We start from the raw sequence: 24887 nt of genomic DNA on the forward strand, positions 1-24887 counted from the left end.
GGCGTTTCATTCCGTACTTTGCCTGTTTGAAACGGTTGTTGGTACTGGTTTGGGGTTTGAGCAGTCTGCCTCTTGCGGCTTTAAGTGCGCGGTAAATGGTGACGCGGCTGACTTGGTAGCGGCGTGCCAGGGAGGTGACGCTTTCCTTCCCCTGCGAGTAGGCCAGCCAAATGGCTTGGCGGTGGTGCGGGGTGAGACGGGTGTTTTTGTGCATGTTCATGTTTCAGTATTCTCCTGGAAATACTGTAAACAACGCTACTAGTTTCTACATTCAAGTGGAATTGAAAATATGAAAATCATTGATACCACCATTCCCGAAGTCAAACTTTTAGAACCGCAAGTCTTCGGCGACGCGCGCGGCTTCTTTATGGAAACCTTCCGCGACGAATGGTTTAAGGCCAACGTCTGCGACCGCACCTTCGTACAGGAAAACCATTCCAAATCAGGCAAAGGCGTATTGCGCGGCCTGCATTACCAAACCGAAAACACGCAAGGCAAACTCGTCCGCGTTGTTGTCGGCGAAGTGTTTGACGTTGCCGTCGATATGCGCAAAGGTTCGCCGACTTTCGGCAAATGGGCGGGCGAAATCCTGTCGGCGGAAAACAAACGCCAACTGTGGGTGCCAGAAGGTTTTGCACACGGCTTTTACGTTTTGAGCGATGAAGCCGAATTCGTTTACAAATGCACGGACTATTACAACCCGAAAGCCGAACATTCGCTGATTTGGAACGACCCGACCGTCGGCATCGAATGGCCGCTGCAAAGCGAACCCAACCTGTCGCCCAAAGACTTGGCAGGTAAAATCTTGGCAGAAGCCGCAACCTTTTAAGGTCGTCTGAAAACGATTGCAGGCGGTTATCTTATTTGCCCTTATGCAGCAGAATCAGGATAATGCGCCTGCATCGATTATTCTCAAACCCAAACGGCAAACACCATGAATTTTTACGATTTACTGATTTTTCCGTTCGCAGAGTTCGATTTCATGCGTTATGCGCTGGCATCGATATTCTGTCTGGCACTCAGTGCCGCACCTGTCGGCGTCTTCCTCGTGATGCGCCGCATGAGCCTGGTTGGAGACGCATTAAGTCATGCCGTTTTGCCCGGAGCCGCGATAGGTTATATTTTCGCCGGTTTGAGCCTGCCGGCAATGAGTATCGGCGGCTTTGTTGCCGGCATGCTGATGGCTCTTTTGGCAGGATTGGTCAGCCGTTTTACCTCCTTGAAAGAAGACGCCAACTTTGCCGCATTTTATTTGAGCAGTCTGGCAATCGGCGTCATCTTGGTCAGCAAACAAAAAGACGGCAACGTAGATTTGCTGCATTTGCTGTTCGGTTCCGTCTTGGCAGTGGACATCCCCGCCTTGCAACTGATTGCCATCGCCGCCAGCGTAACGATTGCCGTCTTGGCAATCATCTACCGCCCCTTAGTCTTGGAGAGCATCGATCCCCTGTTTCTAAAAGCCGTTGGCGGGAAAGGCGGCTTTTGGCATGTCGCGTTTCTCGTGTTGGTAGTCATGAATCTGGTTGCCGGCTTTCAGGCACTCGGCACGCTGATGTCGGTCGGTTTGATGATGCTGCCCGCCATTACCGCGCGCTTGTGGGCGAAAAATATGGGCATGTTGATTTTATTGTCAGTCTTGCTGGCACTCTTCTGCGGCTTTGCGGGCTTACTGTTTTCATATCACGTCGAAATACCGTCCGGCCCTGCCATTATTTTGTGTTGCGGCGTCTTATACACCCTGTCCGTCATCTTTGGCAGTGAAGGCGGCATATTGACCAAATGGATACGCGGCAAAAAACACCGCACCGCTTGACGGCAAACCATACTCCCAAAACCAATCAAACCGTCAATTCATTGCTCCTGATTCGGTTTCATTACCCAACTGAAACAAAAGGTCGTCTGAAAACCATCCTCTTGGTTTTCAGACGACCTTTTGTCATGAATGACACTCCACCGCCCTTATTCTCCGATTCCGGTAGAAAATTCGATTATTCCCGTCCCAGCCTTGAATTTCATGTAAAAAATAGTAATAATAAGCCCTTTTCCAGCAAACCATGCTGCCCGACCAACTCCCCTCAAGAAAGCACGAAACATGGCGTTAATCGTACATAAATACGGCGGCACATCAGTAGGCTCGCCCGAACGCATTAAAAACGTAGCCAAACGTGTCGCCAAAGCCCGCGCCGAAGGACACGACATCGTTGTCGTCGTATCCGCCATGAGCGGCGAAACCAACCGCTTGGTTGCGCTGGCGCACGAAATGCAGGAGCATCCCGATCCGCGCGAGCTGGACGTAGTTTTAGCTACCGGCGAACAAGTGACCATCGGCCTTTTGGCAATGGCATTGAAAGACATCGGCGTGGATGCCAAAAGCTACACCGGCTGGCAGGTCGCCCTCAAAACCGATACCGCCCACACCAAAGCCCGCATCGAAAGCATCGATGACGAAAAAATGCGCGCCGACCTCGCCGATGGCAAAGTCGTCATCGTCGCCGGTTTCCAAGGCATCAGCAGCGAAGGCGATATTTCCACCCTCGGACGCGGAGGTTCCGACACCTCCGCCGTTGCACTCGCCGCAGCCCTCAAAGCGGACGAATGCCAAATCTATACCGACGTAGACGGCGTTTACACCACCGACCCCCGCGTCGTACCCGAAGCGCGCCGCATGGATACGGTTACATTTGAAGAAATGATCGAACTGGCAAGCCTCGGCTCGAAAGTCTTACAAATCCGTTCAGTAGAATTCGCCGGAAAATACAAAGTGCGCCTGCGCGTACTGAGCAGCCTGCAAGACGGCGGCAACGGCACCTTAATTACCTTTGAAGAGGACGACAACATGGAAAGAGCTGCCGTAACCGGTATCGCATTCGATAAAAACCAAGCCCGCATCAACGTGCGCGGCGTACCCGACAAACCCGGCGTCGCCTATCAGATTTTAGGCGCGGTTGCCGATGCCAACATCGAAGTCGACATGATCATCCAAAATGTCGGCAGCGAAGGCACCACTGATTTCTCCTTCACCGTACCGCGCGGCGATTACAGACAAACCATCGAAATCCTGACCAAGCTGCAAGACAGCATCGGCGCAGCCGCCATTGACGGCGACGACACCGTGTGCAAAGTCTCCGCAGTCGGCTTAGGCATGCGTTCGCACGTCGGCGTTGCCGCCAAAATCTTCCGCACCCTCGCCGAAGAAGGCATCAACATCCAAATGATTTCCACCTCAGAAATCAAAGTTTCCGTCTTGATTGACGAGAAATACATGGAACTCGCCACCCGCGTCCTGCATAAAGCGTTTAATTTGGGTTAATTGGGTTTTAGCGGCAGCCGACAATTGGGGGAAATACCTCTGCTTAAATTGTCTGTCACTGCTTCCTCCTAACAATCAGCCCACAACAAAATCTAAGGTCGTCTGAAAACCTGTACACAGATTTCAGACGACCTTATTTTGATATTCAACATATCCCGAAACAATAACCCTGCCATTCCATACAAATAGTTTTAAGCATATCAATCGAGTCCGTGCTAGAATCAAGCGTCTATCATTTCGATAGCATCGATTATCTGCCTATTTCTTCAAAGGACTCTTATGAACACCTTAACAAAATTCGGCTTGGCATTATTCACCGCTGCGGCATTGGCAGCCTGTGGCGACTCCGGCAAATCGGCTGACAGCAAACCCACTACCGTACAAACAGCCGAGGGCGAAGTTACCCTCTCCGGTAAATACGCTGAAATCATCAATAAATTCCCCGTTCCCGATCCTAAATTGGCAGAGCCGATCACCATTTCCGACAAAAAATCCCCAACCGGTTTGGAAGACCTGAAGAAATTCATGGAATATATCTCAGGAGCGGAAGCACAAAAAATCGCGAAAATGTCTTCCAAGCTGCAACAAACTGCATTAAAAGGTGATGAAGCAGCCGCGCTTGCAGCTGTCAAAGAGTTGACACCCGCTCTTGATAAATACCTTCAAGATGCCGAGAAACTCAATATTCAAGATGCTGAAGTTAAAGCCGTTCTTGACCGTATGCTGCAAACAAGCAAAACAGCCAACGAAATGATCATCCTGTCCAGCGAAAATGCTTCTGCACTAAAGATTGACATGAAAGACAAAGAGGCTGTCCAATTCATGAAGGCATACCAAGACAAAACCCACAATATGGAAACGGTTTTACGCCAAGCCAATCAGGAAGTACAAAAAGCTGCTCAAGCCTTGGGTAAAAAATATGCTCAATAATCTGAGTTAAATTCCACCAGAGGTCGTCTGAAAACGCTACCGAAGCCTTTTCAGACGACCTTTTTGCAAGCAGCTTGATAACATATTAAAACCATATCCCAAGCCTGCCGAAATATGCCATAATAGCCACGCAGCGCGCTTTTGCGCCGCATTCGAAAAGAAAAACCTAACCTACAAGAGAATATCCCATGATTAGCAAAGCCACCATTATCTACACCCATACCGACGAAGCCCCCGCGCTGGCGACCCAATCCCTGCTGCCGATTGTGCAGGCATTTACCCGCCATGCCGGTATCGAAGTCAAAACCAGCGATATTTCCCTGTCCGGCCGCATTCTGGCGGCGTTCCCCGAATATCTGGCCGAAGCACAGCGCGTACCCGATGCGCTTGCCGAGTTGGGCGAACTGGTGAAACAGCCCGACGCCAACGTAATCAAACTGCCGAACATCAGCGCGTCCGTACCGCAACTGACCGCCGCGATTAAAGAATTGCAGGTAAAAGGCTTTGCCGTCCCCAACTATCCCGCCGACCCGCAAACCGATGAAGAAAAAGCCGTGCGCGAACGTTACGACCGCATCAAAGGCAGCGCGGTCAACCCCGTTTTGCGCGAAGGCAACTCCGACCGCCGCGCGCCTAAGGCAGTGAAAAACTTTGCGAAAAAAAATCCGCACAGCATGGGTGCATGGGCGAAAGACTCTAAAACCCACGTTGCCACCATGCAAAGCGGCGACTTTTTCCATAACGAACAATCTGTTACCGTACCCGATGCGACTTCCGTATCCATCGTGTTCACCGATAAACAAGGCAACAAGAAAGAGTTGCGCGAGCCCGTCGCCCTGAAAGCCGGCGAAATTATCGATGCGACCGTGATGAGCAAAAAAGCCCTGCTCGCCTTCCTTGCCGAGCAAGTAAAAGACGCGAAAGCAAAAGGCGTTTTGTTCTCGCTGCACATGAAAGCCACCATGATGAAAGTGTCCGACCCGATTATCTTCGGACACGCCGTCAAAGTGTTCTTCGCGCCTGTTTTTGAAAAATTCGGCGACAAACTGGCTGCCGCAGGCGTCAACGTCAACAACGGCTTCGGCAACCTGCTTGCCAATCTGGACAAACTGGATGCGGACACCCGCGCTGCCGTCGAAGCCGAAATCGCCGCCGTTTACGCCGCCAACCCCGATTTGGCGATGGTCGATTCCGACAAAGGCATCACCAACCTGCACGTCCCTAGCGATGTCATCGTCGATGCTTCCATGCCAGCGATGATTCGTAATTCCGGCCGCATGTGGGACAAAGACGGCAAAGCGCAAGACACCAAAGCCGTGATTCCCGACAGCAGCTACGCAGGCGTTTACCAAGCAACCATCGACTTCTGCCGCGAACACGGCGCATTCGATCCGACAACCATGGGTACCGTGCCCAACGTCGGCCTGATGGCGCAGGCGGCCGAAGAGTACGGTTCGCACAATAAAACTTTCGAAATCGAAGCCGACGGTCAGGTTCAAGTCATTGATGCAGCAGGAAAAGTCCTGATGCAGCACGACGTTGAAGCAGGCGACATCTGGCGTATGTGTCAAACCAAAGACGCGCCCGTCAAAGACTGGGTACAACTCGCTGTCAACCGCGCCCGCCTGAGCAACACGCCTGCCGTGTTCTGGCTCGACGAAAACCGTCCGCACGACAAGAGCCTGCTTGCCAAAGTCAAAGCCTACCTTGCCGAACTGGATACCGACGGCCTCGACATCCGCGTCCTCGCGCCTGAAGAAGCCGCCAAGTTCAGCTTGGGTCGTCTGAAAAACGGCGAAGACACCATTTCCGTAACCGGTAACGTCCTGCGCGATTATCTGACCGACCTGTTCCCGATTTTGGAACTCGGCACCAGCGCGAAAATGCTGTCCATCGTTCCGTTGATGAACGGCGGCGGTATGTTTGAAACCGGCGCAGGCGGCTCCGCACCAAAACACGTTCAACAGTTCCTCGAAGAAAACCACCTGCGTTGGGACTCACTGGGCGAATTCCTCGCGCTTGCCGTATCGTTTGAACATCTGGCGCAAAAAACCGGCAACACCAAAGCCCAAGTCCTCGCCGATACACTGGATGCCGCCACCGAAAAACTGCTTCTGAACGACAAATCGCCCAAACGCAAAGCAGGCGAACTCGACAACCGCGGCAGCCATTTCTACCTCACGCTCTACTGGGCGCAAGAGCTGGTGGCGCAGGATAAAGACGCGGAATTGAAAGCAGCGTTTGCGCCGCTGGCAGAAACCCTGACCGCCGATGAAGCGAAAATCGTTGCCGAGCTTTCCGCCGCACAAGGCAAAGCAGCCGACATCGGTGGCTACTACGCCCCAGACGCAGCCAAAGCCGCCCAAGCCATGCGCCCGAGCGCAACGTTCAATCAGGCATTGGCAAAGCTGTAAAAGCATTAAGATAAAGCTGTAAACATGAAAGGTCGTCTGAAAACCTGTATTCAAAGGTTTTCAGACGACCTTTTTAATCTTTCCAAAGCACCAACTTGCCTTTAGCAAATGAGCAAGAATTTGAACAAGATGACGAAGTTACGAACCGTAGAGATGAGGCTCATACTTTACCCTCTCAGAAATTCTTTTTTAAATTTAGACGGCAACTCTGATTCGAATTTCATTCATCTCTCCAGCTCATGCAATATTGCGGCACATTTTAAACAATACAAAAAACTAAAGACCGTCCGAAAAATCGGGCGGTCTTAGATATTGGTAGGAATTTCAGCATTATTCCTTAGCGTGCTTTCGGTGTAGTCGGTGCAACTGGTTTTCCAGTGAACGAAGCACGTTTTGCGGCTTGAAAGATAGCCAATCGTCTACGATGTTGCATCATTATTTCCTTTCTTTTTCTATTATTTGGATTATTCCCGGTTCTATAAACCGGATGCCCTATCTATACCATTTATTTTTTCAAATAAAATATAGTACAGTTATTGTGAGATGCTATGGAGGACATCATAAATACTTTATCCGTTGATGAACAGAGGATTTTTGTAAATTTATGATTTTATTCTTTAATCGGAAAATAAAAACGGACTGACCTGATTTGCCACAGCCAGTCCGCCTTTATATTATTCCGTCAATAAATTCAATGCTTCCCGATATTTATCAACTGTTTTCTGAATAACATCGCTAGGGACGTCCGGTGCCGGAGCTTTTTTGCTCCAACCGCTTTGCTCCAACCAATCCCGAACAAATTGCTTGTCAAAAGACGGCGGATTGGTGCCGACTTGATATTGGTCAGCCGGCCAAAAGCGGCTGGAATCGGGCGTCAGCACTTCATCCATCAGGGTTAATGTACCGTTTTCATCCAGCCCGAATTCGAATTTGGTATCGCATATGATGATACCGCGTAATTTTGCATATTCTGCGGCTTCCGTGTAAAGCTGAATCGCTTTAGCGCGTACATCAGCCGCCAGCTCTTTACCGATAATGCGTTCGCATTCTTCAAAACTGATATTTTCATCATGATCGCCGACGGCAGCCTTGGTGGACGGAGTAAAAATCACTTCTGGAAGCTGCTGCGCTTCTTTCATCCCTTCAGGAAGTTTGATGCCGCAGACAGAACCGTTTTTTTGGTAATCTTTCCACCCGCTGCCCGCCAAATAACCGCGCACAATCGCCTCTACTTTGACAGGAGTCAGTTTCTTGGCGACAACCGCACGTTTCTCAATGGCTTTGGCTTCATGTTCAGGCAACACGTCATAAACCGTGTCACCGGTAAAATGATTGGGCATGATATGCGCCAGTTTTTTAAACCAGAAATTGGAAATCTGCGTCAGGATTTCTCCTTTACCCGGAATCGGATTGTCTAAAATCACGTCAAATGCAGACAGTCGGTCTGACGCAACCATCAACATGCGTTTGCTGTCGATTTCGTATAAATCTCGCACTTTTCCGGAGTAAATCTTTTTCAAGCTGATTTCGGACATTTCGGGTTTCTCCCTTCGCTGACTCGGTTTAAACAGGATTCCGTTATTTTATCCGAATTTGGATTTTTGGGTCAGATTGTTTACAAAATAGGTCGTCTGAAAACGTTTTGCACGGATGCAGACGCTCTCAAACGACCTTATCAATCCTAAGTATAGCTAATCAGAGATTAGATGCTAGGAACTTGGGTTTGTTGTTGGATACTGTTTACAGCTGACAGAGAGTAGTAATCGCCATGACCGGTTACTTCGTAAGTGCTGCCATCGGCAAACTTGAAGTTTTCGATTTTGTGGTTGTTACCGGAGAACCAGTCGTCAATGGTAACAGTGTCACCGCCGCCGACAGATACGGTCAGGCTGTTGCCTGTTTTGCTCAACAACACGTCGGAAGCAGAAATACCTTTGCCGAATTGCAGGGTATCGTTACCGCTTTCGTCTTGGATGGTGTCGCGACCGTAACCTTTATCGAAGAAGTAGGTATCGTCGCCGGTACCGCCGATCAGGACATCGTTGCCGATGCCGCCGTCGAGGTAGTCGTTACCGTCTTTACCAACCAGGCAGTCATCGCCTGCCAAGCCGTACAGGTGGTTGTTGCCGGAGTTGCCGTTGATGTCGTTGTTCAGAGCGTTACCGGTACCGTTGATGTTGCCGGAACCTTGCAAGAACAGGTGTTCAACGTTGTCAGTCAGGGTGTAGTCGATTACGCTGCGAACGGTATCGATACCGCCGTTAGCATTACCGTATTCGATAACTTGGTCGCCTTTGTGGTCAACAAAGTAAACGTCATTACCGTCACCACCGCGCATGATGTCAGCGTCAGAACCGCCGTTCAGGTAGTCATTACCGTCACCGCCTTGCAGGTAGTCTTTACCGCCTTGACCGTACAGGGAGTCACCGTTGTTGTCACCTTGCAGAGTGTCGTTACCGTCACCACCGTAAATCACGTCAGCACCGTCGCCACCGTAGATAACGTCATCACCGCCTGTACCGTAAATGGTATCTTTCTTATCAGTACCTACGGTTTTGGTCAGACCGTCTTTATCTTTGGTTGAACCATCGACATGGATGATGTTACCCGGATTTTTGTCGTCATGGCCGTAAGTATTTTGTTGGTTTTGGTCATCAACGCAATCTTTGCAGTCTTTGTCGTTAGGTTTAGGCTGCGGTTTTGGTTGTGGTTTAGGTTGCGGTTGAGGTTGAGGTTGAGGTTTAGGCTGCGGCTGAGGTTGTGGCTGCGGCTTAGGTTGGGGTTGTGGGTGGGGTTGAGGCTGTGGTTTTGGCTCAACCGGTGGGCAGTAAGGATCAACATGCTTCGGAGGAACCGGTTTTGGAGCCGGTTTAGGGTAATAAGGCTTACCCGGGTTACAGTTGAAATCGATGATGATGCATTTGTACGCAGGTTTCGGCGGAGGGCAGTAGGCGCCATGACCGAATTTGCCGTGAGGCATTTTGAAGCCGTGTGAAGAACCGTAGTTATGGAAACCGCCTTTGTAACCGAAACCGCCATGGCTCGGTGGGCAGTAAGGATTGTACGGTTTGACCGGAGGGCAATATGCGTTGAAGTGGCCTTTGGATGAGTAGCCGCCATAATGATAAGTCATAATAAATCACTCCCAGAATATAATTAAGAAGCATAGGCCTTTTGACAAAAATACAGACCAGCCAAACTGCCTACATTGTTATTTTAGTGATATTTCGCAGAAAACTTACATTCTCATCACCAACGGTATAAATTTAGGATAAGTGGAAACTAATTTTTCCATGAGAATGAACAATATTACATTGGAAACTACCTTTATTATTTCCTCAAAAATGCAATATTATGATTATTTTAATCAAATGAAAAAACAATACGCAATTGAAATATTATTCATATATTTCAATGGTTTTTTAAAAATTGCTAGTTTTTACTCAATTCTGCTTGGTTTTAATTAAATTGGAAATCTTCCTTCCTTCCTTACCTATCAATACTTTATCGTTTTACCAGCCATTTTGACATCTGAATATAATTTAAATATTTTTACACTAAAATTTTATCTTTACAAATCAAACAGATAAATCAGAAAATTATACCAATCTTGATTAATAAACAATAATTCGTTGCAAAATGACAAAAGGGTCGTTTGAAACTGCATATTTTCAGACGACCCTTTTGGGTACCACTCAAATCCATTGGCTGCTAAACTGTATCAAAATTGCACCCGTTGCGCATTGGAAATTTCACGTTCATTCTCAATACTGAAATTTGCCCTTACATACTGCCCGAAAAGTTTCGCGGTCATACTTTGCGGGAAACGCCTCAACGTAGCGTTATAGGTGCGGACAGTCTGAATATAGTTATTCCTTGCTTGATTAATCCGGTTTTCCGCCTCTTCAAGACGCGTAGTCAGACGCTGATAATCCAAGCTTTCCGCCAAAAGCGGATAATGGTCTGAAATCAGTGTCATTTGCGTCAAAATTCCGCTCAATTCTCCCTGAACCTCCTGAAAACGCTTCAATTTCGCCGGGTTGGCAGCCTCCTCCAAATTCAGATTCATACGGACCGCCCGACTTTGAACGTCAGACAACTTGAACAAAATATCCTCTTCAGGGCCGGCATACGTCTTAACGACATTCGATAAATCGGACACCAATGCCGAACGCTGACCGTATTGCTTCATCACTTCCACCCAAGCATGTTTGATATCCTGTGCTTGAGCATGCATCACATAATAGCTGCGCCCGACAATACCTATTACCAATGCGACCAATACTATCGGACACCATTTTTTCCACATCAACCACATACTCCGTGAATATACTCAACATTGCTTACCGTATTTAGTTTTCAGACGACCCCAATCTTCATAAGAGGTCGTCTGAAAACCACCAAACAGTATATCGCTAAGCTACCCTTACCCAGATAAAAATCAAACAAACAAAATTATTTTCAGATAATCGGTATCGCTGCGAAGTTTGCACTATAATATATCGGGCATTGACAGATTCCCTACCGCATCGGATTTTTATTATTCCTCTTGCAAAAATCAGCATGATTTCAGGGTTAAATCCGCTTTCCATCTTTTTCGAAAACAGGCGGGGTCGTCTGAAAATAGAAAATGGGAAGCATCTTCTGCCTTCATTTCTACGCAAGGATGATGCAGTAAAGGCGTCCCAGCCTGAATTTGCAAAAGGGTTATTTCACAAAATGGTCTTATTGGCGGGTCAAACATCTGCCCAACCGTCTTCCAATCTGTTTTGTCTTGAATGTACTGTTTCAGCGTTCCCGAATAATGAATTCGGACGCTTGCCCAAATCGTTCCAATTGCCGTCCTTTTAATCCGGCAATACTTTTTTAAAACTTTCAAACGAGGAGACACCCTATGCGAACCCTGTTAACCGGTTCAAAAGGACAATTGGCGCGTTGCTTTCGCGACCGCCTGCCTGAAAATTGGGAATTGATTGCCACAGATTCGACATCCTTGGATATTACAGATACCGAAGCCGTTCGCAATATGGTTCAAAACTTCCAACCCGACGCCATAGTCAATGCAGCGGCCTTTACCGCAGTCGATAAAGCAGAGGCCCATGTCGGCACCGCATTTGCCGTCAATGCCACCGCCGTCCACAACCTCGCCTCTGCCGCCCGCGCCTGCCAAGCCCGCTTTATCCATATCTCTACAGACTATGTGTTCGACGGCACAAACAAGACCCCATACAAAGAGCAAGACTATACCAACCCGCAAAGCGTGTATGGGCGCACTAAAGTCTCAGGCGAACTACTCGCCTTGGCAGCCAATCCGGACAGCGTCATCATCCGTACCTCATGGTTATTCAGCGAATACGGCAACAACTTTGTCAAAACCATGCTCCGACTGGCAGGAGAAAGAGACAATCTCTCCATCGTCCATGACCAAACAGGCTGCCCCACCTACGCCGGCGACCTCGCCCAAGCCATCATTACATTGCTGCAACGACCCGTCGCTCCACGGGGTATTTACCATTATGGCGGCAACAAATCGGTAACATGGTATGAATTTGCCCAAGCCATTTTTCAAACGGCTCAACAACACGACCCACAGTTCAAAATTCCGCAACTGAACGCGATTACGACCGACCAATACCCCTTACCCGCCCTGCGTCCTGCTTACAGCATTATGGACTGCCAAAAAATTGAAAACGAATGCGGCATCAAGGCATCCGATTGGCAAAAAGCGTTAAATGAAATCATCGGCAAACTGGATAACTAATCAACACCCTCTGCCGTATAAAACAAAAGACCGCAACAAACGAAGCAGTCTTTTGTTTTACTCAGGATATACTGGCAGTAGAACAGAAATGCCGTATCACCATTATCAACCCTTTCTCGTAAGGTCGTCTGAAATTTCAGACAACCTTAGTGGATTAAATTTAAATCAGGACAAGGCGACGAAGCCGCAGACAGTACAGATAGTACGGCAAGGCGAGGCAACGCCGTACTGGTTTAAAGTTAATCCACTATATTTATTCGATAACGCCCAATTCCTGCAATCCCCGCAACACCCCATCCTCGTCCACGCTTGGACATACAAATTTTGCCACAGCCTTTGCCTCAGCTTCCCCATTGCCCATTGCCACCCCGAATCCGACAGTAGACAACATTTCCAAGTCGTTGAAGCTGTCGCCAAATGCCATAACATCCTTCATTTCAATCCCCAGCTTACCTACCGCATGAGCAATTCCTCTTGCCTTAGAACCTTCAGCACGGAGCATATCCAAAGCAGATTCATGCCAACGAACCAATTTAAACCCGTTTTGTTGAATTTCATCTTCAATGGCACGTTCTTGATTTGAATCTGCAAAGATCAGCATTTGATACACTTTTGCGCGCTGAAAATATTCTTTATCCACCAAATAATTGGGGAAAATATGCGCTAACGTATCTTTGATAAGTGATGAAGAACGGGAAACTGCGATTTCATTGTTATTCACGAAGGCGTAATCAATCTTTTTATTGTCCAACAACGCGCATATTTCCATCATATTCGCAGAGTCCATCGGATATTCCTGCAACACTTCCCCGTGAAACGACGTATATTGCCCATTAATGGTCACCAACATATCGATTCCGCTTTCACGGATAAGCTCCCGCACTTTTTTCGGAATAGCCGCAGGAGGACGACCTGTTGCAATCGCAGTCAATATCCCCTTCTCTTTCAATGCCATCATAGCTTGATGAACTGAAGGTCTTAGCGTATCGGTATATTTTTGATAGAGGGTATCATCAATATCGAAGAAGATAATTTTCGGATTTTTCATAAGCAGGCAAACAAAAGTTTCATCATTTCAAAGTTCGACTATTGTACCGCCAACCTAATCAAAAAAATATCTGGTTGATATATCTAAACATTTATGACCACAAACAACCAGAGTTTTATCTTTTTCGGAGATACAAAAAAGACAAGCCCCTGAAAAATCAGGGGCTTGTCAAAATCTGGCACGCCCACGGGGAATCGAACCCCGGTTACCGCCGTGAAAGGGCGATGTCCTGACCGCTAGACGATGGGCGCAGAAATTTTCTATTGGCGCACCCGGAGCGATTCGAACGCCCGACCCTCTGGTTCGTAGCCAGATACTCTATCCAACTGAGCTACGGGTGCACTGAAAGAAAGATTCGAATTATATTTTCCCATACAGGGCTTGTCAAGGGTTTTCTTGGATAAACGACAGGCAAAGTGTAGAATACTGCCCTGTTGTGTGAATTTTCAGGAATTTAGGATGTTTCATCTTTCTCGCTGGTTGAGATTATCGGAAGCTTTTACTCGATTGAAGCGACCTGTTGTGGTCGTTGATTTAGAATCTACCGGCGGCAATCTGTATCAAGACAGGGTGACGGAAATTGCTTTTCTGCGCTTTGAAAACGGCCGGGTAGAACATTACGAACAATTGATCAACCCAGGGAAGCCGATTCCTGAATTTGTCATCCAACTGACCGGCATTACCAACGAAATGGTGGCGCAGGCTCCCGCTTTCGACCAAATTGCCTCCGATATACTGCCTTTGCTTCGCGGGGCATTGATCGTCGCACACAACAGCCGTTTCGACTACACCTTCCTGCGTCATGAATTTTGTCGGGCAGGCATTGATTTTGCCGCTCCGGCGTTGTGCACCGTCCAACTGTCTCGCCGCCTATACCCTCAATTTTATAAACACAATCTTGACAGCATTATCAGCAGGATGGGTATCCAAACGGACGAGCGGCATCGTGCATTGGCAGATGTTTTGGCGCTTGCCGATTATTTGGAACACAGTCTGAAAGAGAAAACCTCGGAAGAATGGGACAATCACTGCCGCGCTCTGATGAATCCGAAAATGCTGCCGACGCAGCTATCCGATTCTTTAGCTGCAAAACTCTATTCATTACCTGATACCGAGGGCGTGCTGGTGTGGTTTGACCATTCAGAAAAAGTGTATTCCTTAGAGGCGTATGAAAAAACGTATAGCGAAATCGCCGCCCTACTCCACAGCAAAGAAGGCTTGCACTATATTCAAAATGCCGCAGATGTGAAATTCATCCCCGCAGTAGGGAGCCTGCATGCCTTGTGGTTGAAAGCGCAGGTTATGCAGGAATATCAAGAGGAGTTATCTGCACCATTTCCCCTCAAGCAACTGAATCCCAAAACATTTATGACCGTTAAGTTCATCCCCGACGAACATGGCGTACTGAAGGCACGAATTGTGCCGCTAGACAACGGCAGCAGCACCACCCGCCCTTACGGTTTGTTTATCCACAAAAAAGCGGCAAAACGCGCATTGAACATCTGGGCGCAAGAACATAATTTCTGTCCCGATGCCTTAAACATTTTGCCGGTCAGTCATGCAAAAGGAACGTCATGTCCCGTACATGCCGTCGGAAAATGCGATGGAACATGCCATAAAGGTGACGGAATCGAAGAACAAAATACCCGAATTCATGCCATGGCATCCAAGCTGCCTGTTGCCGACTGGGGGAAAGTGCATGAAGTGGAAATCACGGAAACAGACGAATTATCAGGCCACAGCGTCATCATGCGCTGCGCCGGAGGCGCTTTAGAGCTGCCGAACGGACACTGGTATTTCGACAACCTGCTGCCGTCTATATTAAAAATTAAATTCAAACGAGACAGACAAAACATCCGCGTTATCGCTTGAGTAATTGACGTAAGTGGACAAACAAAGAGGTCGTCTGAAAACCAAGTTAGCGTTTTCAGACGACCTTTTATCATGACTGAGAATTATCCAAATCTACGGTTTATCACAGCTGTTTCAAATACAAAACCTCAATCCGTCATAAGATTTATTGAGCTATTCTTTTGGATACTCGAGAAGGAATAGAGACGTTCTCCCCCTTGTTATTTATTTGAGAGAGGTATTTTTTATAAAAGATTTTCGCATTTCGTTTATCTTTTGAATCCCAATACGCATCTGCAAGATTTAAGTATGCAACAGTTCTGTCTGGGAATGCCTTAATAATTTTATGTAAGAGATATATTGCAGGTTTGTAATTGTTATGATTACTAAGATAAAATGCAATATTATTATAAGTTGTAATATTTTTCTGATTCATCGGATATCTGCCTAGATACCAATCCATTCTACTTTTGTCTATATCAAAATCCGAGTAATTTTTAACATACTCTTCTAAATCGTCTAATGTATTTTCAACCGCATAAAACGTTCTACATTTCTCACCATGCATCTTTAAAACAGCCTGCCTATCATAATCTTTTATGGGCTTATGGATATTTTTTCTGCACTCTAAAGATTTAACGTCAAAGTCTTCCTTATACAGACTAATAGTTTTTAATTTATCTAAAATTAATAACTTCCCAGTCTTTTTGATGTAATATTCTTCATAAAATCTTCCGCCAAAATCATCAACACTAACGACAATAAAATCGCCCTCCTCATAAGAGGTAATATTTTCCTTCTTTACGTCACTAAAAAAATTATTTATTTCAATCGATTGCCTTTTATCTCCAATTTGTTCGTAATTATTGGCGCTTACTGACACAGGAAACAGCATTATTAATAAATACAAACCGATTTTTTTCATTTTCTTTTTACTCTTTCTAAATCTACAAAATACAGCCATAAAGACAAACAAAGAAGATTGATGGTTTTTACTGCAACTGAGCAGCCCGAATCTCAGAAAAAAGGCGGAACAGACAACTCAAATTGCTTCAATAAACCGACGGTTTCATAAACGGGCAGCCCCATCACGCCGGTAAAGCTGCCTTGCAAATGCTCGACAAACATGCCTCCCAAGCCTTGGATTCCGTATGCACCGGCTTTATCCATCGGTTCGCCGCTTTGAATGTAAGCGGAGATTTCGTCATAGGATAAGGTTTTGAAACGCACATCACTGGTTTGTAAGACGCTGCGCGTTTCGCCTTGCCAATAAACGCATACGGCGGTCAGCACTTGATGGGTTTGCCCTGACAGCCGCCCAAGTATTGCGGCGGCATGCTCTTTGGTTTCGGGTTTGCCGAGGATATGGTTTTGATAGGCAACGGTAGTATCAGCGGTCAGAATGGGAAATTCGGGCGGCGTATCATGTTTTGCAAACCATTGCGCAACGGCAGCGGCGTTCTTTTCGTTCGCCATACGCTGAACATAATCGGCGGCATTTTCGTCAGGAAACGGCGTTTCATCGATATCGGCGGGAATGCGTTGAATTTGGTAGCCTAAGTTTTCAAGGATTTCACGGCGGCGCGGGCTGCCGGAGGCGAGATAAAGTGTCTGCATAGTAGGGATAGTTTTCAAGGAAATTTTGGGATTTAACCGATAAGGCAGATAAACATACGGAAAGGTCGTCTGAAAATTTCAGACGACCTTTCTAATCGTTAATCGTGTTGATCCAATTGATAAATTTGGGCAACAGCATCGACCAGATTACTGTTTTCCGAGCCGGCTTTATTGAGGGTTTGAGTGGGCGAGTGGAGGAGTTTGTTGGTCAGTTGGATAGAGAGCCGCTCCAGCACTTCTTCCGCCGATGCGCCTTTGGCAAGCTGTTTCATCGCATTTTCCAAAACCTGCCTGCGGGCGCGTTCGCCTTCGTCACGCAGGGCGCGGATAAGTGGGACGCTTTGGCGGCTTTGTTGCAGGCGGACAAACTCGCCAACCTTCTCTTCCACCATGGCTTCGGCTGCGGCAGCCGCTTTTTGGCGGGCTTCCTTGCCGTTTTGAACGATGCCCATCATGTCGTCGACGGTGTAGAGATAAGCGTCATTCAACTCCCCTACTTCGGCTTCGATATCGCGCGGAACGGCAAGGTCGAGCAGGAACATGGGCATATTGAGACGCAGGCGCAAGGCGCGTTCTATCATGCCTTTGCCGACCAAAGGCAGCTGACTGGCGGTAGAGGAAACGACGACATCGTATTCGTGCAAGATATCGGGCAACTCTGTCAGCAGACAAGGCTCAGCATTCAGTCCGAGTTTGTCGCACAACTCTTGGGCGCGCGGCAAAGTACGGTTGGCAACGGTAATGAGTTTGGGATTTTTGGCGGCGAAATAGGTGGCGACCAATTCAATCATTTCGCCCGCGCCGATAAATAGAACGTTCAGGTCGCAGATATCGGGAAAAATCTGCTCGGCAAGCTTGACGGATGCGGAAGCCATCGAAACGGAATTCTCGCCGACAGCGGTGTCGGTACGCACTTCTTTGGCAACGGCAAACGTTTTTTGAAACAATGCGTTGAGGTTGGTATTGATGCTTTCTTGCTCTTGTGCGACACGCACGGCATCTTTAATCTGTCCCAAAATCTGCGGCTCGCCCAATACCATAGAATCCAATCCGCAGGCGACGCGGAAAGCGTGGCGGATGGTTTCGTTGTTGTCCAAGGTATAAAGATAGGGGCGGATTTCTTCGGCGGGCAGGTTGTGATATTGCGCCAGCCATTCGATGATTTGCTCGGTTTCGCCGACGCAGTAAAGCTCGGTGCGGTTGCAGGTCGATAGAATTACTGCCTCCTTCGCTGCTTTGCTTCGAGCAAGGTTGCGGACGGCTTCGGGCAGGCTTTCTGCGGTGAATGCCAGCTTCTCGCGTATACTCAAAGGCGCAGTTTGGTGGTTGAGTCCGACGGCGGTAAGTTGCATGGGATAAGGTGGGAGAGATGGTATGTGTCGGCGGGTATTATAGCTTAACTTGACTTTGAAATGAATGTGTTGGCTTCCAAACAAACAGTGCGATTGGCAAAATTTAGATTACCCGGGGTCGTCTGAAAACATCAGATTCATATAACGAAATCATCTTTAAATCGAACAAACCATTCTTTCCCATTTTCAGACGACCTGATTAAAGTAGCTCCAAACTGAGAATAAGGAGCACCCTATGACTACTACCGCCGACCCGCGCGCCAAGCTGCCCGACACCCCGCTTTCCGGCAACGAAGCCCTGAAAGACCGCAGCGACTATCTGCACGGTACCATCAAAGACGATTTGACCGACGACTTTACCGGCGGCTTTACCGCCGACAATTTCCAACTCATCCGTTTCCACGGCATGTACGAGCAGGACAACCGCGACATCCGTGCCGAGCGTACCGACCAAAAACTCGAACCCTTAAAAAACATGATGTTGCGCTGCCGCTTGCCCGGCGGCATCATCACGCCGGCGCAGTGGCTGGGCATAGACGAATTTGCCGGCGACCACACCATTTACGGCTCCATCCGCCTGACCAACCGCCAAACCTTCCAATACCACGGCATTTTAAAAACCGATTTGAAACTGGCGCACCAGTCCCTGCACAAACTCGGCCTCGATTCCATCGCCACCGCCAGCGACGTCAACCGCAACGTCCTCTGCACCAGCAATCCCGTTCAAAGCCCGCTGCACCAAGAAGCCTACGAATGGGCGAAACGCATCAGTATGCACCTTCTGCCGCGCACCATGGCATACGCCGATGTCTGGCTGGACGGCGAAAAAGTGTTCACCACCGAACCGACCGAGCCGCGCAACAAAGAAATCGCCGACGATGTCGAACCGATTTTGGGCAAAACCTACCTGCCGCGCAAATTCAAAACCGCCGTCGTCATCCCGCCTGACAACGATGTAGATATCCATTCCAACGACTTAGGCTTCGTCGCTATCGAAGAAAACGGCAAACTTGTCGGTTTCAACGTCCTTGTCGGCGGCGGACTGTCCAGCGAACACGGCAACACCAAAACCTACCCCAACACCTCCTACGAATTCGGCTTCGTCCCCCTCGAATACACCCTCAACGCCGCCGAAGCCGTCGTCAGCACCCAGCGCGACTGGGGCAACCGCAGCGACCGCAAAGCCGCGCGTACCCGCTACACCCTCCAGCGCGTCGGCGTCGAAGTGTTCAAAGAAGAAGTCGAAAAGCGCATGGGCATCAAGTTCGAACCCATCCGCCCCTACGCCTTCACTCATCGCGGCGACCACATCGGTTGGGTTAAAGGACTCGAAGGCAACTGGCACCTGACCCTGTTCATCGAAAACGGCCGCCTGCTCGACTATCCCGGCAGACCGTTGAAAACCGGCGTGCGCGAAATTGCCAAAATCCACCCCGGCGACTTCCGCCTGACCGCCAACCAAAACCTCGTCGTCGCCAACGTTCCGCCCGAACTGAAAGACACCATAGACAAAATCGCCAAAGAACACGGCTTAATCAGCAAATCCATCACCATCCAGCGCGAAAACTCGATGGCGTGCGTCGCCCTGCCGACCTGCCCGCTGGCGATGGCGGAGGCCGAACGCTTCCTGCCGTCGTTCTCCGACAAAATCGACGAAATGTTCGCCAAATACGGCTTGGAAGACGAATACATCGTTTTGCGTGTAACCGGCTGCCCCAACGGCTGCGGCCGCGCCATGCTCGCCGAAATCGGCTTGGTCGGCAAAGCCGTCGGCCGCTACAACCTCTACGCAGGCGGCAACCGCGAAGGCACCCGCATCCCGCGTCTCTTTAAAGAAAACATCACCGAACCCGAAATCCTCGAAATCGTCAACGGCTGGGTCGGCAACTGGGCGCAAAACCGCCTCGACGACGAAGGTTTCGGCGACTTCGCCATCCGCACCGGCATCGTCAAACCCGTCCTCGACCCGCCGCGCGATTTTTGGGCTTGAAAACCTGTTGGCAGATTAAGAAACGCAGTTGTATAGTGGATTAAATTTAAATCAGGACAAGGCGACGAAGCCGCAGACAGTACAGACAGTACGGCAAAGCAAGGCAACGCCGTACTGGTTTAAAGTTAATCCACTATAAATCAAAAGGTCGTCTGAAAACCCGCAATGCTGGTTTTCAGACGACCTTTTGATTGTTCAAAGCAACTTGTTTGCTTATTTCGCCGCATTAAACGCGTCGGTAACCTGCTTGGACGCGTTCAGCAATTCTTGCGCGCCGCCCGCCGCCAAGTAGGTTTCGGGAACGAGGTAAACCACCTGTCCTTTTTTCCACGCAGTCGTTTCGGCTACAAGCGGATTGTTCAACACGTCTTTCGCCGCCTGCCCTTCTTCGCCGATGGCGGCGCTGCGGTCGAGGACAAACAGCCAATCTGGATTTTTCTCTTTCAGGTATTCGAAGCTGACGGGCTGACCGTGGCTGCCTTCTTTGATGGCTTCGTCAACGGCTGGAACGCCGATGTCTTTGTGCAGCCAGCCGCCCAGTCGTGAAGACGGGCCGAAGGCGGACATTTTTCCGCCGTTGACCAGAATCACCAAACCTTTGCCTTTACCTTGCGCGGCGGTTTTCGCGGCTTCGAAAGACGCGTCGATTTCCGCCTTCAGCTTGTCGGCTTCCGCCTGTTTGCCGAAGATTTGCGCCAAAGCGTCGATACGCTCTTTGGCACTTTCTTTGAGGTTGGCGGTATCAGCGGTCATTTCGATGGTCGGCGCAATGGCGTTCAACTTGTCAAACGCTTTGGCTGCGCGGCTGCCGATGATGATGAGCTGCGGTTTGTAGGCGTTAAGCGCTTCATAATCCGGCTCGAACAGCGTACCGGCAGGTTTCGTTGTTTTGTAATATTCGTCCAAATAAGGCAGCCGGTTTTTATCGACAGACAAACCGGTTTTCACGCCCAATTTGCTTAACGTGTCGAGCATACCCAAGTCATAAACGGCGATGCGTTCGGGATTTTGCGGCACTTTCGCGTCGCCGCGCGTCGTTTTGATGGTCAAGCCCGCGCCTTCGGTTTGGGTTGCGGAAGCGGTTTGGGCATTTTGGTTGGAAGCGGAATCTTTCGGCGAACACGCACCCAAGGCAAGGGCGCAGCATACGGCTAAAGCAGTCAGGCGTAACATGGATTCTCCAAGCAGATAGAAAACGAAAATATGGAAAAGGCCGTTTGAACAAAGGATTTAAGGGCTTTCAATCAAAAAGCCGAACGTTCAGACGACCTTTACGGTTTGATGTTACCAAATTTAATCAATAACAATTATCGTTTATTTTATTAGATATAAAAGAGACTGTCTATTATCCTTTAACCCCGTTTGCCTGCTCTCTATGCGCCGTCATCCTTCAAACGCTCAAACCCAACCTTTTCCCCAATTCCAAAATTGCCCTTTTGTTCGACGGGGAAAACACTTTTTCCGCCGCTTCTTCTATGCCGAACCATCCGTAAGCGACGTGTTCGTCGGGTTGCAACACAATCGCCGTATCGCGCGGGATTTCGGCGGAAAAGATGTGTTCGCGGTTTTCAAACACGCCTTTGGGATAGCGGTGCCGCCAATGATGGTAGATTTCGTAAACCGTGCTGTCGTGCCAGTTGCAGAGCTGTCCGTCCGCAAGGCGGATGCCGGTTTCCTCCCAGACTTCGCGTTTGGCGGTTTCCTCTATGGTTTCGTCCGGCTCGATGCTGCCGGTTACCGACTGCCAAAAACCTGGCGGCGAAGTGCGTTCGATTAGAAGGATATTGCCGTCGGCATCATGCAAAACCACCAGCGCGGACACGGGATACTTCAAGGGCTTTGCCATCAATCGTCTCCGGCAGCGTCCATCGCGGGATCAGATTTGGTATCGCTGCGCGCCTGCATTCCCGCCTTAATCATGGCAATATTGCTCGGCGACTGTTCTTCGTTCAGGATGCGGACTTCGCGTTGCGGATAAGGGAATTCGATGTCGTGTTCGTTAAACTGCCGCCAAATATCCAGAAAAATCGCCGATTGCAGCGCGGCAAAACCGTTTTCCGGGTCTTTCACCCAATAAGTCGCGCGCAAATCGATACCGTTGTCGCCGAAATTGGTCACCACCGCCAAAGGCGCGGGATGTTTGGAAACACGCGGCTGTGCGGCGGCTGCACTTTTAATGATGTCCAGCGCCTTAATCAAGTCGGAATGATAGGCAACCTGTATATTGAACGCCTGCTGCAATTCGCGGCTGGTATAAGATTCGTTGACCACCATCGAGGTAACGAACGTCTCGTTCGGAATCAGCGCCTCCGTACCGTTGGCATTGCGCAGCACGACAAAACGCGAAGTAATTTTAGTGACATAGCCGGTAAAGTTATTGACCGTCAGACGGTCGTTCATACGGATGGAGCGGTCGCCCAAAATGATAAAGCCTGAAATGTAGTTGCTCGCCACTTTTTGCAGGCCGAAACCGATACCGACACCCAACGCACCGCCGAACACCGACAATACCGTCAAATCAATCCCCACCAGCGGCAGCGCAATCAAGACCGCCAAAACCATCATCACCGTTTTGATGATTTTGGACAAAATCATGGACAGATTATTGTCCAGGCTGCTTTTCTCCAAACGCTCGCCGATAAAACGCGCCAACCACGACGCGCCTATCATCAGAAGCCCGACCCACAAAATCCCGTTCAAAATCATCAACAGGCTCAGTTTGCCCGAACCGACCGAGAAGCTGATGCCGTCGAGCATCGCCAAAATCTTATCATCCAAGCCCGACAGCCAAAGCACGAAGCCTACCCACAAAACCATGGAGACCGATTTTTCCAGCCAGTCGGTCAGTTTGTTCTGCGGCAAAGCGGCATGAACAACCGCCACGCTGACCCGAATCAGAATCATCCAGCGCGCCGCCAAAATCAGCAGATGCAGCCATACCGGGCGAAACTCCGTCAGGTTGCAGACAAACAAAGCCGCCGCACCGAAAATCATCATCAGCACCGGCCACAAAATCCGCCTGCCTATATGCCGCAATAGCGCGAAGTTACCTTGTTCCGCAAAGAAATAACGGTTTTTTAGTCGGTTTGACAACCAAAATGCTACCGCCATCAGTATCAATACGCCGACCAGCTCAATCCAGCCCGAAACCTGTCCGAAATTGCGCTCTACCAAGCTAGACGTAAACGCCTGACGCGCAAACAATTCATGCAAAATATTGTCCATCAGCCCTGTTTTTTCATTAAAAATCAAAGCTGAGATTATATAGCAGCCATTAAATTCCGCCACATCCGTTTACCCCAAGATCGTCTGAAAACATCGCGGCTTCCAATCAAGTATGAACCATTTCGCAGCCCTACCCTCCCTGACGCCAAACAAATTCAAAGCCGCTTCAAACAGATAGCCCAAACCGCCCTGCCTTACGCTTGCCAAAGCCGGACAAGAAAACTATAATCTGAAACTTATCGAGTCGGAGTGTGGCGCAGTCTGGTAGCGCACTTGCATGGGGTGCAAGGGGTCGAAGGTTCGAATCCTTTCACTCCGACCAAAAATTCAACAGCCCGGTCATTTTTGACCGGGCTGTTTTTTGCCTTTAGCTCCCTCAAACTTTATATTTCAAGCGTTTCTCACAATCAAAAGGTCGTCTGAAAACCCGAATCCGAGTTTTCAGACGACCTTTTGCCTTATCCGAAAAAGCTTACAGATAGAATTTTTCAACCACTTTCAAATTGTCGTCCAATTTGTACACCAGCGGCTGACCGGTCGGGATTTCCAAGCCCATAATGTCTTCGTCGGAAATGCCTTCGATGTGTTTTGCCAGTGCGCGCAGGGAGTTGCCGTGTGCGGCGACCAAGACGCGTTTGCCGCTCAGAAGCGCGGGGGCGATTTGGTCTTCCCAGAACGGCAATACGCGCTCCAAAGTAACTTTCAGGTTTTCTCCGTCGGGGATGACATCGGCGGGCAGGTTGGCATAGCGGCGGTCGTTGTGCGCGGAGAACGGGTCTTTCGGGTCGAGCAGCGGCGGCAGGGTGTCGTAGCTGCGGCGCCAGATGTGGACTTGCTCGTCGCCGTATTTTTCGGCGGTTTGTTTTTTGTCCAAACCTTGCAGTTGGCCGTAGTGGCGTTCGTTCAGCCTCCAGCTTTTGATTTGCGGCACAAACAGTTGGTCGGATTCTTCCAAAACGATGTTGCAGGTTTTAATCGCGCGGGTCAGGACGGAAGTGAAGGCGATGTCGAACTCGTAGCCTTTTTCCTTCAGTTTTTTACCAGCGGTGGCGGCCTCGGCAAGCCCCTGCTCGCTCAGTTTCACGTCGCGCCAGCCTGTAAACAGGTTTTTCGCGTTCCATTCGCTTTGTCCGTGGCGGATAAATACCAATTCCATGTCGTATGCTCCAATTTGAGGTAGGTAGAAGGGGCTATTTATAACATATTTCGGCTGCTTCTGCAGTCGGGGCGGGGCGATGCTTGTTCTTTATCAAGACTTGTCCGCCATATTGCTTTGCCGTTCATTCCTCTACCCTTGCAATCGTAATGTTTCCAAACAAATTAAAGGTCGTCTGAAAACTGAACTGCACCCCAAAAGTTGGACATCCCCCCTCCAACTCACAAGGTGCA

Annotated in this window: 20 protein-coding genes and 3 tRNA genes; 9 read left to right on the top strand and 14 right to left on the bottom strand. The window is 49.1% G+C overall.

Annotation, left to right across the window (positions count from 1 at the left end):
• The coding region (locus AAG834_RS09155) for a helix-turn-helix domain-containing protein (protein ID WP_342031939.1) at positions 1–220 on the bottom strand (220 nt) is incomplete at its 3' end.
• Between the two features lie 69 nt (positions 221–289).
• Between AAG834_RS09155 and rfbC the strand changes: the two genes are divergently transcribed.
• The 5 genes from rfbC (at position 290) to AAG834_RS09180 (ending at position 6654) form a co-directional block, all read left to right on the top strand.
• Complete coding sequence (gene rfbC / locus AAG834_RS09160) at positions 290–829, top strand: dTDP-4-dehydrorhamnose 3,5-epimerase (protein ID WP_049231254.1); 540 nt, start codon at positions 290–292, stop codon at positions 827–829.
• 105 nt (positions 830–934) lie between these two features.
• Positions 935–1813: a metal ABC transporter permease gene (locus tag AAG834_RS09165; RefSeq protein WP_070513958.1), complete on the top strand. Its 879-nt coding sequence runs from the start codon at positions 935–937 to the stop codon at positions 1811–1813.
• A 279-nt stretch (positions 1814–2092) separates the two neighbouring features.
• Positions 2093–3310 carry an aspartate kinase gene (locus tag AAG834_RS09170; RefSeq protein ID WP_070513957.1) on the top strand — a complete coding sequence of 406 codons (1218 nt, stop codon included), beginning with the start codon at positions 2093–2095 and terminating at the stop codon, positions 3308–3310.
• A 279-nt stretch (positions 3311–3589) separates the two neighbouring features.
• Complete coding sequence (locus AAG834_RS09175) at positions 3590–4240, top strand: hypothetical protein (RefSeq protein ID WP_342031940.1); 651 nt, start codon at positions 3590–3592, stop codon at positions 4238–4240.
• Between the two features lie 188 nt (positions 4241–4428).
• Positions 4429–6654 (top strand): NADP-dependent isocitrate dehydrogenase, encoded by a 2226-nt coding sequence (locus AAG834_RS09180; RefSeq protein WP_070513983.1) that lies wholly within the window; start codon positions 4429–4431, stop codon positions 6652–6654.
• A 674-nt stretch (positions 6655–7328) separates the two neighbouring features.
• Here AAG834_RS09180 and AAG834_RS09185 read toward each other — a convergent pair.
• The 3 genes from AAG834_RS09185 to AAG834_RS09195 all read right to left on the bottom strand — a co-directional run bounded on the left by AAG834_RS09185 (position 7329) and on the right by AAG834_RS09195 (position 10963).
• Entirely contained in the window at positions 7329–8189 is an 861-nt protein-coding gene (locus AAG834_RS09185) for a phosphoribosylaminoimidazolesuccinocarboxamide synthase (protein ID WP_342031941.1), read from the bottom strand.
• Positions 8190–8356: 167 nt separating this feature from the next.
• Positions 8357–9787 (bottom strand): calcium-binding protein, encoded by a 1431-nt coding sequence (locus AAG834_RS09190; RefSeq protein ID WP_246830425.1) that lies wholly within the window; start codon positions 9785–9787, stop codon positions 8357–8359.
• 588 nt (positions 9788–10375) lie between these two features.
• Complete coding sequence (locus AAG834_RS09195) at positions 10376–10963, bottom strand: LemA family protein (protein ID WP_342031942.1); 588 nt, start codon at positions 10961–10963, stop codon at positions 10376–10378.
• 585 nt (positions 10964–11548) lie between these two features.
• On the opposite strand from AAG834_RS09195, the gene rfbD reads away from it, so the two are divergent.
• Positions 11549–12415, top strand: coding sequence for a dTDP-4-dehydrorhamnose reductase (gene rfbD, locus AAG834_RS09200; RefSeq protein ID WP_070513990.1), 867 nt, complete (start codon positions 11549–11551; stop codon positions 12413–12415).
• A 253-nt stretch (positions 12416–12668) separates the two neighbouring features.
• On the opposite strand, the gene AAG834_RS09210 is transcribed toward rfbD, so the two are convergent.
• The 3 genes from AAG834_RS09210 to AAG834_RS09220 all read right to left on the bottom strand — a co-directional run bounded on the left by AAG834_RS09210 (position 12669) and on the right by AAG834_RS09220 (position 13804).
• Entirely contained in the window at positions 12669–13463 is a 795-nt protein-coding gene (locus AAG834_RS09210) for a Cof-type HAD-IIB family hydrolase (RefSeq protein ID WP_342031943.1), read from the bottom strand.
• 176 nt (positions 13464–13639) lie between these two features.
• Positions 13640–13714, bottom strand: a tRNA-Glu gene (locus AAG834_RS09215).
• A gap of 13 nt (positions 13715–13727) precedes the next feature.
• A tRNA-Arg gene (locus AAG834_RS09220) sits at positions 13728–13804 on the bottom strand.
• A 118-nt stretch (positions 13805–13922) separates the two neighbouring features.
• Here AAG834_RS09220 and AAG834_RS09225 point away from each other — a divergent pair.
• Positions 13923–15335 carry a 3'-5' exonuclease family protein gene (locus AAG834_RS09225; RefSeq protein ID WP_070513994.1) on the top strand — a complete coding sequence of 471 codons (1413 nt, stop codon included), beginning with the start codon at positions 13923–13925 and terminating at the stop codon, positions 15333–15335.
• A 145-nt stretch (positions 15336–15480) separates the two neighbouring features.
• Here the strand turns inward: AAG834_RS09225 and AAG834_RS09230 are convergent, their stop codons facing one another.
• The 3 genes from AAG834_RS09230 to hemA all read right to left on the bottom strand — a co-directional run bounded on the left by AAG834_RS09230 (position 15481) and on the right by hemA (position 18283).
• Positions 15481–16239, bottom strand: coding sequence for a tetratricopeptide repeat protein (locus AAG834_RS09230; protein WP_083299301.1), 759 nt, complete (start codon positions 16237–16239; stop codon positions 15481–15483).
• A gap of 92 nt (positions 16240–16331) precedes the next feature.
• Positions 16332–16931, bottom strand: coding sequence for a Maf family protein (locus AAG834_RS09235; RefSeq protein WP_070512660.1), 600 nt, complete (start codon positions 16929–16931; stop codon positions 16332–16334).
• 98 nt (positions 16932–17029) lie between these two features.
• Entirely contained in the window at positions 17030–18283 is a 1254-nt protein-coding gene (hemA, locus tag AAG834_RS09240; protein WP_342031944.1) for a glutamyl-tRNA reductase, read from the bottom strand.
• 235 nt (positions 18284–18518) lie between these two features.
• Here hemA and cysI point away from each other — a divergent pair, with 235 nt between their 5' ends.
• Positions 18519–20273: an assimilatory sulfite reductase (NADPH) hemoprotein subunit gene (cysI, locus tag AAG834_RS09245; protein WP_342031945.1), complete on the top strand. Its 1755-nt coding sequence runs from the start codon at positions 18519–18521 to the stop codon at positions 20271–20273.
• Positions 20274–20486: 213 nt separating this feature from the next.
• Here the strand turns inward: cysI and AAG834_RS09250 are convergent, their stop codons facing one another.
• The 3 genes from AAG834_RS09250 to AAG834_RS09260 all read right to left on the bottom strand — a co-directional run bounded on the left by AAG834_RS09250 (position 20487) and on the right by AAG834_RS09260 (position 23498).
• Entirely contained in the window at positions 20487–21446 is a 960-nt protein-coding gene (locus AAG834_RS09250) for a siderophore ABC transporter substrate-binding protein (protein WP_342031946.1), read from the bottom strand.
• A 217-nt stretch (positions 21447–21663) separates the two neighbouring features.
• Positions 21664–22119, bottom strand: a complete 456-nt coding sequence (gene nudB, locus AAG834_RS09255; RefSeq protein ID WP_342031947.1) for a dihydroneopterin triphosphate diphosphatase — start codon at positions 22117–22119, stop codon at positions 21664–21666.
• Positions 22119–23498, bottom strand: coding sequence for a mechanosensitive ion channel family protein (locus AAG834_RS09260; protein ID WP_342031948.1), 1380 nt, complete (start codon positions 23496–23498; stop codon positions 22119–22121). The genes nudB and AAG834_RS09260 overlap by 1 nt, the downstream gene beginning before the upstream one ends.
• Before the next feature lie 245 nt (positions 23499–23743).
• Between AAG834_RS09260 and AAG834_RS09265 the strand changes: the two genes are divergently transcribed.
• A tRNA-Pro gene (locus tag AAG834_RS09265) sits at positions 23744–23820 on the top strand.
• Between the two features lie 150 nt (positions 23821–23970).
• Here the strand turns inward: AAG834_RS09265 and AAG834_RS09270 are convergent.
• The gene (locus tag AAG834_RS09270) at positions 23971–24654 is read right to left on the bottom strand and encodes a 2,3-diphosphoglycerate-dependent phosphoglycerate mutase (protein WP_342031949.1); all 684 of its coding nucleotides are present in this window, start codon (positions 24652–24654) and stop codon (positions 23971–23973) included.
• Positions 24655–24887 lie beyond the last annotated feature (233 nt).

It is taken from the genome of Neisseria sp. Marseille-Q2251 (assembly GCF_940793045.1).
GTDB lineage: Bacteria > Pseudomonadota > Gammaproteobacteria > Burkholderiales > Neisseriaceae > Neisseria.

Coding starts and splice junctions, on each gene's coding strand:
- AAG834_RS09235 (WP_070512660.1), bottom strand. CDS start 16,931: ATGCAGACACTTTATCTCGCCTCCGGCAGCCCGCGCCGCCGTGAAATC.
- AAG834_RS09210 (WP_342031943.1), bottom strand. CDS start 13,463: ATGAAAAATCCGAAAATTATCTTCTTCGATATTGATGATACCCTCTAT.
- AAG834_RS09195 (WP_342031942.1), bottom strand. CDS start 10,963: ATGTGGAAAAAATGGTGTCCGATAGTATTGGTCGCATTGGTAATAGGT.
- AAG834_RS09185 (WP_342031941.1), bottom strand. CDS start 8,189: ATGTCCGAAATCAGCTTGAAAAAGATTTACTCCGGAAAAGTGCGAGAT.
- rfbD (WP_070513990.1), top strand. CDS start 11,549: ATGCGAACCCTGTTAACCGGTTCAAAAGGACAATTGGCGCGTTGCTTT.
- nudB (WP_342031947.1), bottom strand. CDS start 22,119: ATGGCAAAGCCCTTGAAGTATCCCGTGTCCGCGCTGGTGGTTTTGCAT.
- AAG834_RS09190 (WP_246830425.1), bottom strand. CDS start 9,787: ATGACTTATCATTATGGCGGCTACTCATCCAAAGGCCACTTCAACGCA.
- AAG834_RS09270 (WP_342031949.1), bottom strand. CDS start 24,654: ATGGAATTGGTATTTATCCGCCACGGACAAAGCGAATGGAACGCGAAA.
- cysI (WP_342031945.1), top strand. CDS start 18,519: ATGACTACTACCGCCGACCCGCGCGCCAAGCTGCCCGACACCCCGCTT.
- AAG834_RS09225 (WP_070513994.1), top strand. CDS start 13,923: ATGTTTCATCTTTCTCGCTGGTTGAGATTATCGGAAGCTTTTACTCGA.
- AAG834_RS09180 (WP_070513983.1), top strand. CDS start 4,429: ATGATTAGCAAAGCCACCATTATCTACACCCATACCGACGAAGCCCCC.
- AAG834_RS09175 (WP_342031940.1), top strand. CDS start 3,590: ATGAACACCTTAACAAAATTCGGCTTGGCATTATTCACCGCTGCGGCA.
- hemA (WP_342031944.1), bottom strand. CDS start 18,283: ATGCAACTTACCGCCGTCGGACTCAACCACCAAACTGCGCCTTTGAGT.
- AAG834_RS09165 (WP_070513958.1), top strand. CDS start 935: ATGAATTTTTACGATTTACTGATTTTTCCGTTCGCAGAGTTCGATTTC.
- AAG834_RS09230 (WP_083299301.1), bottom strand. CDS start 16,239: ATGAAAAAAATCGGTTTGTATTTATTAATAATGCTGTTTCCTGTGTCA.
- AAG834_RS09250 (WP_342031946.1), bottom strand. CDS start 21,446: ATGTTACGCCTGACTGCTTTAGCCGTATGCTGCGCCCTTGCCTTGGGT.
- AAG834_RS09260 (WP_342031948.1), bottom strand. CDS start 23,498: ATGGACAATATTTTGCATGAATTGTTTGCGCGTCAGGCGTTTACGTCT.
- rfbC (WP_049231254.1), top strand. CDS start 290: ATGAAAATCATTGATACCACCATTCCCGAAGTCAAACTTTTAGAACCG.
- AAG834_RS09170 (WP_070513957.1), top strand. CDS start 2,093: ATGGCGTTAATCGTACATAAATACGGCGGCACATCAGTAGGCTCGCCC.